Raw genomic sequence first — 12,401 nt, 5'->3', positions numbered from 1 at the left:
AGTGTGCCAGCCGACAAGGCGCACAATGTCACCGTGACTTCCGAGATCAGGACGCGCAGGCGGATTCACCCGGCCTGGATCGTTGCCGCCGTGGCATTCCTCGCTCTCGTCGGCGCCGCGGGCTTCCGGGCGGCACCGAGCGTGCTGATGGTGCCGCTGCAGGACGAGTTCGGCTGGCCGCGGTCGATGTTGTCGCTGGCGGTGGGCGTCAACCTCGTGCTGTTCGGATTGACTGCGCCGTTCGCTGCGGCCCTGATGGAACGCTTCGGAATCCGGGCGGTGACATCGACGGCGTTGATCGTCGTGGCGGCAGGCAGCGCTCTGAGTGTGTTCGTGACCCAGGCATGGCAGTTGGTACTGACCTGGGGCGTCATGATCGGCCTGGGTACCGGATCGATGGCCCTCGTCTTCGCGGCGGTGGTGACCAATCGGTGGTTCGTGCAGCGGCGTGGGCTCGTGTCGGGAATCCTGACGGCAGGCAGTGCGACGGGGCAGCTGATCTTTCTGCCCCTGATCGCTCAGCTCGTCGACAGGTCCGGCTGGCGCGCCGCCTCGTTCCTCATCGCAGGCGGGTCGCTGATCGTGGTGCCCTTCGTCCTGCGGTGGCTGCGCAACATGCCGGCGGACATCGGCGTGACCCCCTACGGAGCGCCGGAGGATTACACAGCGGTCGTCGTGGAGTCGACGGTGAACCCCGCCAGGGCCGCGATACAGGCGTTGCGCGACGCGAGCCGGGTCCGAACCTTCTGGGCTCTGGTGGTGGGCTTCGCGATCTGTGGCGCAACGACCAACGGCCTCATCGGAACTCACTTCATCCCGTCGGCGCACGACCACGGAATGCACGAGACCACCGCTGCAGGTCTGCTGGCGGTGGTCGGAATCTTCGACATCGTCGGAACGATCGCATCGGGTTGGCTGACCGACCGCGTCGACCCTCGCTACCTGTTGGCGGCGTACTACGGATTTCGTGGAGTGTCACTGTTGTTTCTGCCGTGGTTGCTCTCCGCGACCATCCAGCCGTCGATCGTCATCTTCGTGGTGATCTACGGATTGGATTGGGTGGCAACGGTTCCGCCCACTATTGCGCTGTGTCGCGAGGTGTTCGGCGACCGTGGCTCGCTGGTGTTCGGCTGGGTGTTCGCCTCACATCAGATCGGTGCCGGCATCGCGTCGGTCGTCGCAGGCGTCGTGCGGGACGCGACCGGTGAGTACACGATGGCGTGGTTCGGCGCAGCTGGTCTCTGCGCGGTTGCGGCGGTGGTGAGTGTGAGAACAGCAAAGCGCGGAAAGCCCTCGTAGGGAGGGCTTTCCGCGCTCAGGCCGAGATCAGCGGCTGCGCTGGCTCGTGGCCGGTCCTGCTGCGCGACGGCTGTGGCCGCCACCACCGCTGCGCGGCTGACCACCACTGCGGGGCTGGCCACCACTGCGGGGCTGACCACCACTGCGGGCCGGGCCGCCGCGTCGCGCGTTGTTGCTGTTGCGAGGATTCGCGGTGCGAGCCGGTGCCTGCTCGGCCTTCGGCGCGGGCTGGACGTAACGAGCCTGCTCGCCGACGAGGTTCGCCACGGCGGGCGAGTCGGCGGTGACGCGAATGGGCGTGACCTTGATGTCGGCCTTGCGCAGCAGTACTGCGGTGTCCTTGCGCTGCTCGGGCAGAACGACGGTCACGACGTCTCCGGCGCTTCCCGCGCGTGCGGTGCGGCCGGAACGGTGCAGGTACGCCTTGTGCTCGGCCGGGGGATCGACGTGGACGACGAGCTGGACGTCGTCGACGTGAACGCCACGAGCTGCGACGTCGGTGGCAACGAGGACGCGAGCCTGGCCGGAGGAGAACGCGGCGAGGTTGCGGTCGCGTGCGGCCTGCGAGAGGTTGCCGTGCAGGTCGACGGACGGGATTCCGGCGTCGGTGAGCTGCTTGGCGAGCTTGCGGGCCTGGTGCTTGGTGCGCATGAACAGGATGCGGCGTCCGGTGCCGGAGGCGAGCTGGTGGACCAGCTTCTTCTTGGCTTCGACGCCGTCGACCTCGAACACGCTGTGCGTCATGGCCTCGACGTGCGAGGTGGCCTCGTCGACGGAGTGCGTGATCTGGTTGTGCAGGAAGCGCTTGACCAGCTTGTCGACGCCGTTGTCCAGGGTCGCGGAGAACAGCATGCGCTGGCCCTTGTCCGGGGTGGCAGCGAGGATGCGGGTGACGACGGGCAGGAACCCGAGGTCGGCCATGTGATCTGCCTCGTCGAGGACGGTGATCTGAACGCCGTCGAGGGTGAGGTGACGCTGCTTCATCAAATCTTCGAGCCGGCCGGGGCAGGCGACGACGATGTCGACTCCACCCTTGAGCGCGGAGACCTGACGGACCTGCGAGACACCACCGAAGATCGTGGTGACCTTCAGCGAGTACGCGGAGGCGAGGGGTTCGATCGCGACGGCGATCTGGGTGGCGAGCTCACGCGTCGGCGCGAGGATCAGGCCACGGGGGCGGCCGGGCTTCCGGTTACCGGGGAGCTGGCCGGCGAGTCGAGCGACCATCGGGATGGAGAACGCGAGTGTCTTGCCGCTGCCGGTCTTTCCGCGTCCGAGCACGTCGCGTCCCTGCAGTGTGTCGGGAAGGGTGTCGGCCTGGATGGGGAATGCCTCGGTCTTGCCCTGGCTCGCGAGTACATCCGCGATGGCCTGGGGTACGCCGAGTGCAGCGAAAGTCTGTGGGGTCGTCATAGTGATGAAAAGTGCCTTTCGGGCAGGGTGTTGCACCTGCGGGCCTTCGGGCCGAGATGCAAGGTGGCGAGACTGCCGGTGGGCAGTTTCGATCGCCGTAAGAGAAGCCTGTGCTGGGTGCACATGGAGGTTCGGGAGCATTCCACGACGTCTGGCGTGCAGCTGGGCGCGCCGTTGACGAGTGTAACCGAGTCGGTGCTCGGTATCTTCCCGCCGCGACCTGTCATGCGGCGTCGTCGTCGAACAGACCGGTGATGATCACGTTCTCGATTCTCGAGTTGTAGACCTCGACCACCGGCATCGGCGGCGCGCTCGAGTCATAGGTGTGCCCGGTGGGTGAGATGAGCCGGTAGCGATGTCGAGCGCCCCGTTTGTCTCGTAGGGCCTCGGCCGTCCAGCCCACGCCCTCTTTCGCGTAATTGCATGCGGCACAAAGGCCTGCACCGTTCTCGGCGCTCGTTCTGCCGCCTGTGGAGTGCGGTCTGATGTGGTCGTGGTGACGGATCGGCGCGTCGCACCACGGAGTGCGGCAGGTGCGATCTCGCAGATCGATGAGGCGTCCAAGCGCGGTTGGAAATGCGCGTGATGTGGACTCCACCGCCGTCAATGCGCCGGATGTCGGATGCGCGTATAGGCGACGCAATGCGACGTGCGTCTCACTGTCGAGTGTGTGTCGGATGAGTTGCCGGGCGACGTCGGACGGAATGTCGCCATAGCCGTGCACGTACGCGGACGTGGAGCCGCCGGCCAGGAGGGCGGCGTCGGCGATGACGATGTCGACGGTCACCGGCGGGCTCTGTGCGGCGGCTGCGCCGGTGACACGCTCGAACACGAGGTCGGCCATGATCTGGTCGCGGGTCCGTGTCTCACCGCCGGAGTTGACGATGGTGTCGGCGTCTCGTCGCAAGGTCGCCCACATGCAGACCATCTTCTCCATCGAGGTGAGGACCGTGAAGAAGCCCATCGATTCGGGGGCTGGCCGGGTGCTCGTGCGTCGGGCGGCGTAGGCCTTGGCGCGGCGCTTCACCTGGGAGGCGGCGTCGAGTTCGTTGGCCAGGGCGCGGGCGCGGCCCTCGATGGTGCGGTCGCCCGCGCCGGCCAGTGTGGCGGGGTCCGCGCACAGTCGTTCGTCGATGGTGCGGCGGTCGTCGACGGTGAGGCATGCGGTTTCGCGGGCGAGGATCATGGCGCGCCACTCGTTGAGTTCTCCGGCTTTCAGGCGAGCCAGGGTATGCGGCATTTCGTGCACCAGGGCGCGAGCGAGGCCCAGATGAGTGCCGCCGCGGTTCGGTGATTCGCGTCGAGCCAGGCCGATCTGTGACGCAATACCTATGCGCCACTGAGCTTTCGGCTTGCCGCGCTCGCGGCGTACATTACTGATGTTCGTCGCCACGGCGTCGGTCACGATGGCTTGAACGGCCACGCTGGCGCACTTGATCGTCTCGAGGGCGGAGATCAGATCGATGCCTGCTGCTGCGTCGACATCGAACTCCGATGACTGAAGACGCGCGACGAAGCTCAGCACTTCATCGGACGTCAACGGCAAATCTTGTACAGCTGTGATCACGAGTTCCCCCCAGTACTCGAATGTATGTTCGATAGTAACGGGGATTTTCAGGCAGCGCAACAGTGGCACGCAACTGATGGAGGGCATAGATCGGACTCGTCTGGTGGTGCCCTCGGCAGGATTCGAACCTGCGACCTACCCTTTAGGAGAGGGTTGCTCTATCCCCTGAGCTACGAAGGCTGGTGATCGTTCTGCTCACCAAAAGCACTTGTCCAGCAACGGCTTTCGATCCATCGAACAATCGGTTGCGGATGGGTTCGCTGCCTCCGGTGCTCAGCTGGCCCACATCGCGCTCGCTAGTCTAGCGGCCCACCGTGTCGATCGTGAAGCAGGTTGCCGCTGCTCGTCACCGTCCCGGTCAGCGACGCAATCAGGTTCATGGCAGTGCGGTGCTGGTGAGCGGTGTAATCGGCGATCGATTCGATGCCGACGAAGCACTGGATGTCACGGGCGAATGCGTCGAATGTCGTCGCGAGAACTCCCGCCGAGGCGAACACTCCCACGATGATGAGCTGGTCACGGCCACGTCGGCGCAGTTCGACCTCCAGATCGGTGGCGTAGAAGGCGCTGTAGCTGCGCTTCGCGATCGGAACGAAGTCCGGCTCGGTGATCGCGCCCTCCTCGGCGGACGGACCCAACCCCCACATCGGTCCCAGCAGTCCGCGCTGCTCGATGGCACTCGCTGTTCGCGGACCACTCGCCAAGATGGGTATTCCAAGGGCCCGGGCACGCGAGACCACCTTCGACACCTCCGCAGCAACCCGCGTACACACAGACTGGGCAAGCACGTTCAGGTAGTACGGCTGCATGTCGTGCACCAGAACCGCGACGCGTTCGGGCTGCACCTCCCACTCAGGACCGCCCACGCAGTCGCGCAGACTCTCGACGTCGTACTCTTCGACTTCGGCGCTGAATGTGGCCACGCCGGTCATCCTCGTACAAGCGCGCGCGCATTTGCCAGACGCGCGCACAATCGCCGGCCACGGGCTGTCGATTCCGCTCGCACCTGACGAACGCGCGCGCGTTTGCGGATCCCGAGGCCCCGCAGAGCACCTAATCCGCCGCGATGGCGTCCACGATGTTCAGTCGCGATGCGTGCACAGCAGGTGGAGCCGAACCCAGCAGCGAGAGGCCGAGGGCGACGAGGCCGTACAGCAGCACCGACCAGCTCGCGGTGTAGGCGACCGGAATCCCGATGCTGGCTCCGAGGATCAAGGTGCTCAGGTATTGCAGCCCCGCGCCGATGATCAGGCCGAGGACACCACCGACGATGCCGACCGACAGCGCCTCGGCGAGCACCATTCGCGCCAGGGTTCCTCGGCCACCGCCCATGGCGCGCAGCACTCCCAGTTCGCGGCGACGTTCGAGTACCGACAATGTCAAGGTGTTGAGCAAGGCAACGGCAGCGACGAGCGCGACGATCCACTGCAGCGCGATCGCCAATGCGCCGGACTGTCGGATGGCCGCACTGGTGCCCTCCAGAGCCGCAGTGCCGGTGTAGACGAAGGCTTCGGGTGGCAGTGTCGAACGCAACGAATCCTGTACGGCGGCAACGTCTCCGTCGACGCCGATCTCCAGGTAGGTGGCCCCGGGTCGGTCGTACCACCGTTGCATCGAATCCAGCGAGATCGCCATCGTCCCGCCGGCGGCGTTGATGTAGTCGACCAGATCCAACACCCGCACGGTCTGCACACCGGTCGGCGTCGGCAGATCGATGGAGTCGCCCACCGAGACACCCAACGTTCTGCCGAATCCCCGGGACAGCACCACCCCGTCACCGGCGAGCACCTGGGAACGCACGTCTTCGGTGAGCGAGGTGAGAGTCACCGCGTTGCTGCCGTCGGCGACGCCCTGGATGGAGACCGTCTCGCCGTCGATCGTGGCGTACGCCCACTGTCCCTCGACGATGCGAGACACACCGGGCGTCGACGCTACGGCGTCCTCCACCTCGGCGGGAACGATCGGGCCCGACGGTATGGCGTCGGGCGAGGTCATCGACACGTACAGGTCGGTATCGGCCAACGACGACAACGACTCGGCCGCCGAGTCGGTCATGTTGGTCAGCGAACCCGACACTCCCACACTGACTCCCACCGCGATCACGATCGTCATCACGGTTGCCCAGATGCGGCGAGGGGCGCGTTCGATGGTGGCGGTCGCGAGGCGACCGGCACCACCCCAGCGGCGCGGGACCGCTGCGGTGATCGACACGATCGGTCCGGTCGCGCCGACACACAGTGCGACGATGCCGAACATGAACAGTGCGCCGGCCCCGAGGGTCAACTGCCCGTCGACGTTGACTGCGAACAGGAAGGATCCGGCCACGGCGAGCACGCCGAACACCGTCGCAGCCAGGGTGAATCGCAGACCGGGGCCACCCGAGGTTTCCCCGCCGCCGACGGCGAGTGCTTCGATCGGCGAGATGCGATACACCTGCACGGCGGCGACTGCCGAGGCACCCGCGCAGGCCAGCACACAGGCCACGATCGCCACCGGAATCGCGAAGCCGGGCAGCACGTATTCGATCCGCGCATCGAAAGCCTGCGAGAGGAACGGCGGCAGACTCTCGATCGCGATGCGGCCCATCACGATTCCCAGTGGAACGCCGACGGCACCGCCGACGAGCCCGACCAGAACGGACTCGAACAACAGGTCGCGGACGATATCGCCGCGGCGGCCGCCGACTGCCCGGAGCAGAGAGATGGTGGGTCGACGCTTCGCGATGGCCATGTTCATGACGTTGAAGACGAGGAACGCCGCGACGACGAACGCGATGAGCGAGACCATCAGTGTGGCATTGCGAGTCAGGCTCATCGCCTGGTTCGCGCGGTCGGCCCGAAAGTCGGGATTCATCACCGACACCCGGCCCGCCAGTGCGGCGTCGAGGTCGGTACGCACAGTGTCGCCGCTGCCGAGGACGAAGATCGAATCGAGTTGATCGGGGCGGTCGGTGAGCGTCTGAGCCGTCGGGATGAGCGCGACGGCGAACATGCCCCCGCCGATCCGCTGCGTCCCCGGGCCGTCGACCACGCCGACCACCGTCGTCGGAACATCGTCGATGGTGATGGTGTCGCCCTGCGTCAAACCTGTTGCGGCTCCGACCAATACTCCGGCCGGGTCGGTGAGCAACCCGGCCGCGTTTCCGACTGCGCCTTCGAGATCGGATTGCAGTGCCGTGATGGACGAGTCGACACCGAGAATCGTCAGGTCTCCGACGTCGGACCGAACGGTGCTGCGCAGCAGTGGGACTGCGGTCTCGACACCGGGGACCGCGCGAACTGCGTCGAGCTCGCTCTGATCGAAGCCCGAGTCGGTGACACCGACGACCTCGTAGTCGGCGTTACCTGCGATCGACACCGCCAGACGCTCGACGGATCCGGTCAAGGACCCGTACGTGCCGAGGACGGCGATGAGCAACCCGGCCGCGACGGCGACGACGCCGGCCGAGACCAACGAACGCACCCAGTGCATGCGGAGGTCGCGCAGGCTGATGACTCGAAATCTGCTGAGCGCGGTGCTTATCACCGATCGAGGCCGGCCGTGGGAGTGTCGGTCTCGACGCGACCGTCGATCATGCTGACGATGCGATCGGTGGACCGTGCCGCCTCGAGGTCGTGGGTCGCCATCACCACCGCTCGACGCCCGTCACTGGCGTGCGCCACCTCGGCAAGAATCTCCAGGACGTTGTGGGAGGTCTTCGAATCGAGATTGCCGGTCGGTTCATCGGCGATCAGCAGCGCTGGATCCATCATCAACGCCCGTGCGATCGCGATGCGCTGGATCTGACCGCCCGACAACTGCGCCGGACGGTGCTCGGATCGGTTGGAGAGTCCGACCATGTCGAGCAGACGCATCGCGTCGGACTTGGCCTTCTTGATGGGGGTGCCGTCGAGCAGCTTGGGAACGGCGACGTTCTCCCATGCGGACATCGTCGGCAGCAGGTTGAAGAACTGGAAGACGAACCCCACCTGGTGGCGTCGAAAATCGGATTGAGCATTGTCGTCGAGGGTGGTGACCTCGACGTCGTCGAACCGGATGGAACCCGACGTGGGCGTGTCGAGTGCGCCGAGCATGTGCAGCAGCGTCGACTTGCCGGCACCGGACGGCGCGACGAGCGAGACGAACTGGCCACCCTCGATCGTGAGATCGATACCGTCCAACGCGCGTACCGGTTGCTCGCCGGTGGGGTACTCCTTGACCACACCGGACAGCTCGAGCTTCAACTTCGTCATCCAACAATCCCCTGCTCCTCGAATACTTCCGACGCTACCTGCCGTCGGGTCGAGAAACCGGTCGGAGTTCTCAGATCACGCTGCGCCGCGCGAGGATTCGAGGCGTCGGGCCACCAGGGCGGCCTGCAGGTGTCGGATACCCGAGGGACGGGTCGGGTCGAACCCGGTGAGCTGGGCGATCCGTTTGAGGCGGTAATCGACGGTGTTGGTGTGCAGGTGGAGCTGGCGTGCGGACCGCTGACGGTTCAGATCGTGGGAGATGTGGATCTCGAGGGTCTCGAGCAGCTCCGGCGACGAGTCGAGTGGCTCGAGGATCTGGGTCAGGTGGCGACGGCCGGGTCCCGGTCGCGTGAGCTGGTATTCGAGCACCAGGTCGTCCATGCGGTACAGCCCGGACGGACGGTGCAGCTGGTGCGCCAACGACAGCAGTTCGTGGACCTGATCGGCTGCGGTGGGGATGTCGGCGGTAGCGGCCTGCTCGGCGGTGACGGTGACGGGAACCTCGGCGGCGGTACCGATGCGGTGCACCAGGGCCTCGACCCACTCTTCGTCGTGAACACCCGGGATCAGCACGGTGCCGCCTTCGGTGCTCAGCAGAGACAGGGGAGTGCGACCGCAGATCGTGGCCAATTCGGCCTGAACGCGGCGCAGCTTTCGACGGGCGGCGACGGTCTTCTGGATATTGGGGTCGTTCTCGTCGGGGTGCGGCGGCACCGAGATGGCGAGCACGAGGTAACTGTCGGCGAGCTCGATGCCGGACTGACGGGCCATCGACACCGCATTGTGGCCGCTGAGCAGCGAGGTCACCAGGGTGTGCGCTGCCGTGTGATGCTCACTGGCCACCGATTGGAGTTCCTCGACGTAGCTCTTGCTGGCCGCGATGGACACCTTCTCCGACAGCAGCACGAACATCCGCGCGGCCTCGATCAGCTGGGCGGCGTCGCCTTCACCTGCCCGCTTGGACACGAGATTCCAGCCGATCTGGATGCCCTCGTGGTAGACGCTGAGGACGGACTCGAGGGGCACACCCTCGCGCGCCCACTGACTGGCCTTGGCGCGTAGTTCGGCCAGGTCGGACTCCGCCGGAGCGCGTCTTTCGTCGAGCATCTGCACGGCGATACTGATGCACTTGACAGTGAATTCGGTGACGTCGCCGTGGAGCTGTTCGCCCGGCAACGACCCGCAGGGGGTGTTGGCGGCGAAGTGCCCCACGAGGAGCCGAGCCACCGCGCGGAAGTCGCGAAGAGGAGCCGACGCAGGCTGACCCGCGACCATGATTCCGAGGCTAGTCGAGTTGTGAACGGTCACAGATCAACCCTTCGTGTTGGATTCTTCAGGTCTCGAGAAAGCAAACTCACTCACGCGTATCGACGCGCTTCCACGGCTCAATGTATGCAATCCCCGACGAAACCGCGGCGTTTTCGTACTTCAAGTTTGTTTCTGGGCCTCTAACAGGATCGATCATAGGTTGTTATCAACGCGTGATCCACCATTTCGGCAAAACTCGTTGTGACCTATCTCGAGCGCGTGCCGTGGGCGCTTGCGACTTGCCCTAAACAATCGCCAAGCCGTCCCGACGGACGGGCCGCGCATCTACGTTGATCTCCGTCGGAGTGGGTGTGCGGGCGGCGAAGGGGTGGGTATGCGCAGTGACATCGGGCAGTTCGCGGTTCTGCGAGAACTGCTGCCGAGCATCGAGGCGAATCTCGTTCGTCATCGCGCCGAAGCCGTGCAGTGGGAACCGGCCGACTTCGTTCGGGCCGAGATGTACTGGGGTTCGCGTCCCTCCAGCCTGACCGAGGCCGCCAAGGCGGCATTGGTGACCACTCTGCTTGTCGAGCAGAACATTCCGCTGTACCGGCGCGACACCGCCGCCTCCGAGATCGGGGCCTGGCCGTCGTGGCTCACCGTATGGAGCGAAGAACGAACCAGGCATGCAGTGGCGGTCACCGACTACCTGGTCGCCACCCGCAGCGTCGATCCGATCGCCCTCGGTCGCGCCCGAGCGCAGTGCATGACGGTGGGTTTCGACGCCCCGATGAACGGAGCACACCTGCTTCGGTCGCTCGCTCAGGTCGCCCTGGACGAGTCGGTCGCGAGCATGTGCCACCGCAACACCGTCGCGCAGTGCCACGATCCGGTGGCCGATCGCCTGCTCGGACGCATCGTCGCCGACCAGGACCTGCACGTCCGCTTCTTTTCCGACCTGGTCTCCGCAGCGCTCGAGGTTGCGCCGTCGCTCACCGTCACCGCGATCACCGAGGTCGTCATGAACTTCCAACTGCCGGGCAGCAACCTGCCGGGGTTCGCGCGCAGTGCGATGCTCATCTCGCGTGACGGAATCTACGATCTACGCCGCCACCTCGACGAGGTCCTGCGTCCCTTGCTGGCACAGTGGCGCATCTTCGAGCGCACCGACCTCGGTGCCGGAGCCCGCAGTCGCGACCAACTGGCCGACTATCTCGATCATCTCGACGCGCAGGACACCGCTGTCGAGCTCAGCCGCACGCGAAGCCGAGAGTACGCAAACGCATTGCGCGCCAGCTGACACCACATACCCCGGGGGGTCCGTGGGACCGGCGCCTCTTCGATTCGATTCGAATCGAAGAGGCGCTTCGGCGGGGTCCATCGACTAGCCTGAACTCCTATTCGTCATACGCCCGAGGCCCCGGTTCTCGCGCAACGACCGGAGGCCCGAAACGTGACAGGCTCTCGACCGATCATCGTCGGCATCGACGGATCCGCTGCAGCGGACAAGGCCGTGATCTGGGCGGCGCTCTGTGCTCACCGACGCGATCGGCGATTGCACATCGTGACGGCCGTGGACATGCCGGGTGTGGTCGACCTGAGCGAATTCGCCGGAGAAGCAACCGAATTCGTGGCCACGGCCAAATCCAGATTGGTGGCGGCTGAAACTCTGGCGGCACTGGTGGTCGACGATCCGGCGTTCGAGGTGACCTCGAGTGCCGTCGAGGGCGGTGTGATGGACGTTCTCATCGGGGTCTCGGCTCAGGCCGAGCTCCTGGTGATCGGGGCGAGCGAAACCGGTGCTGTCACACTCTCGTTGGCTGCTCACAGCGTCTCTCCTGTCGCGGTGGTGCGAGGCCGTGACATCGACGGTCGGCCGGTCGCCGAGGGGCCGGTCGTCGTCGGTATCGACGGCTCGGAGGTCAACCAGGCTGCGGTCGAGTGGGCGTTCGTCGAAGCATCGGCCCGCGGAGCCGTGCTGATCGCGGTGCACGTGTGGTCGGATGTCGATCTGACCCAGTCGTTCGGCCGTGCACCCAAGGATTGGCAGGCCATCGCCGACGGTGAGGAGGCTCTGCTGGCGGAGAGCCTCGCCGGCTGGCAGGAGAGGTTCCCGGACGTCGAGGTGCAGCGCATCGTCGCTCAGGACCGTCCGGTGAGGATTCTGAGCGGACTGTCCGAAACCGGAGCGTTGATCGTGGTGGGCAATCGGGGGCGCGGCGGATTCGGCGGAATGCTGTTGGGCTCCACGAGTTTCGCGCTCGTCAACACCGCGGACTGCCCGGTGCTGGTCGTGCGGAAGTCCCCTACATAGCGACGGTCAGCAGAAAGCTCACGTCTTCGAGGGCCTCGACGCTGTGGCGGGCGTCGGGGATGACGAGAAGGTCGCCGGTCGAACCCTTCCAGGAGCGTTCACCGGAGATCAGTTCCAGCTTGCCGCTGAGCACCAGGACGGTCGACTCGCCGGAGAGGTCGTGTTCGGCCAGTTTGTTACCGGCGGCCAGCGCCACGACCGTCTGCCGTAGGTGGCGTCGGTGACCGCCGTAGACCGTCTGCGAACTGCGGCCACTCGACGCGCCGACTGCAAGCTTGAGCTGTTGGCGGGCAAGGGCGGTGAGTGACTTCTTGTCCATGATCGTCAG

10 protein-coding genes and 1 tRNA gene are annotated in these 12,401 nt (G+C 65.8%); 3 read left to right on the top strand and 8 right to left on the bottom strand.

Annotated features, from left to right (window positions below; all coding sequences use genetic code 11):
* Positions 1-33 precede the first annotated feature (33 nt).
* Positions 34-1,299, top strand: a complete 1,266-nt coding sequence (locus tag CH306_RS03370; protein ID WP_032396257.1) for an MFS transporter — start codon at positions 34-36, stop codon at positions 1,297-1,299.
* Positions 1,300-1,326: 27 nt separating this feature from the next.
* On the opposite strand, the gene CH306_RS03365 is transcribed toward CH306_RS03370, so the two are convergent.
* The 7 genes from CH306_RS03365 to CH306_RS03335 form a co-directional block, all read right to left on the bottom strand.
* Complete coding sequence (locus tag CH306_RS03365; protein ID WP_094613778.1) at positions 1,327-2,712, bottom strand: DEAD/DEAH box helicase; 1,386 nt, start codon at positions 2,710-2,712, stop codon at positions 1,327-1,329.
* A 223-nt stretch (positions 2,713-2,935) separates the two neighbouring features.
* Positions 2,936-4,252, bottom strand: coding sequence for an HNH endonuclease (locus CH306_RS03360; RefSeq protein ID WP_094645823.1), 1,317 nt, complete (start codon positions 4,250-4,252; stop codon positions 2,936-2,938).
* 131 nt (positions 4,253-4,383) lie between these two features.
* A tRNA-Arg gene (locus CH306_RS03355) sits at positions 4,384-4,459 on the bottom strand.
* Positions 4,460-4,575: 116 nt separating this feature from the next.
* Positions 4,576-5,202, bottom strand: a complete 627-nt coding sequence (locus CH306_RS03350) for an isochorismatase family protein (RefSeq protein ID WP_179272720.1) — start codon at positions 5,200-5,202, stop codon at positions 4,576-4,578.
* Positions 5,203-5,332: 130 nt separating this feature from the next.
* Positions 5,333-7,804, bottom strand: a complete 2,472-nt coding sequence (locus CH306_RS03345; RefSeq protein WP_094645664.1) for an ABC transporter permease — start codon at positions 7,802-7,804, stop codon at positions 5,333-5,335.
* Positions 7,801-8,502 carry an ABC transporter ATP-binding protein gene (locus tag CH306_RS03340; RefSeq protein WP_032396254.1) on the bottom strand — a complete coding sequence of 234 codons (702 nt, stop codon included), beginning with the start codon at positions 8,500-8,502 and terminating at the stop codon, positions 7,801-7,803. Before CH306_RS03340 ends, CH306_RS03345 begins: the two co-directional genes overlap by 4 nt.
* Before the next feature lie 84 nt (positions 8,503-8,586).
* Positions 8,587-9,819, bottom strand: coding sequence for a PucR family transcriptional regulator (locus CH306_RS03335; protein WP_032395793.1), 1,233 nt, complete (start codon positions 9,817-9,819; stop codon positions 8,587-8,589).
* A 334-nt stretch (positions 9,820-10,153) separates the two neighbouring features.
* Between CH306_RS03335 and CH306_RS03330 the strand changes: the two genes are divergently transcribed.
* Entirely contained in the window at positions 10,154-11,059 is a 906-nt protein-coding gene (locus CH306_RS03330; RefSeq protein ID WP_045196515.1) for an acyl-ACP desaturase, read from the top strand.
* Between the two features lie 153 nt (positions 11,060-11,212).
* On the top strand, positions 11,213-12,073 hold the full coding sequence (locus CH306_RS03325) for a universal stress protein (RefSeq protein WP_045196513.1): 861 nt from the start codon (positions 11,213-11,215) through the stop codon (positions 12,071-12,073).
* Here CH306_RS03325 and CH306_RS03320 read toward each other — a convergent pair.
* A complete protein-coding gene (locus CH306_RS03320; RefSeq protein WP_032395790.1) occupies positions 12,066-12,392 on the bottom strand; it encodes a cupin domain-containing protein in 327 nt (108 codons plus the stop codon). The two genes, CH306_RS03325 and CH306_RS03320, sit on opposite strands and share 8 nt — an antisense overlap.
* Between the last annotated feature and the right edge of the window lie 9 nt (positions 12,393-12,401).

The organism is Rhodococcus sp. 15-725-2-2b, from assembly GCF_002259075.1.
GTDB lineage: Bacteria > Actinomycetota > Actinomycetes > Mycobacteriales > Mycobacteriaceae > Rhodococcoides.
The sequence above is the reverse complement of the archived record's forward strand: the minus strand, read 5'-3'. Positions and strand labels throughout refer to the sequence as shown.

Excerpts from the sequence above, each read along its gene's own strand:
- CH306_RS03330 (WP_045196515.1), top strand. The coding sequence starts at position 10,154 with ATGCGCAGTGACATCGGGCAGTTCGCGGTTCTGCGAGAACTGCTGCCG.
- CH306_RS03365 (WP_094613778.1), bottom strand. The coding sequence starts at position 2,712 with ATGACGACCCCACAGACTTTCGCTGCACTCGGCGTACCCCAGGCCATC.
- CH306_RS03320 (WP_032395790.1), bottom strand. The coding sequence starts at position 12,392 with ATGGACAAGAAGTCACTCACCGCCCTTGCCCGCCAACAGCTCAAGCTT.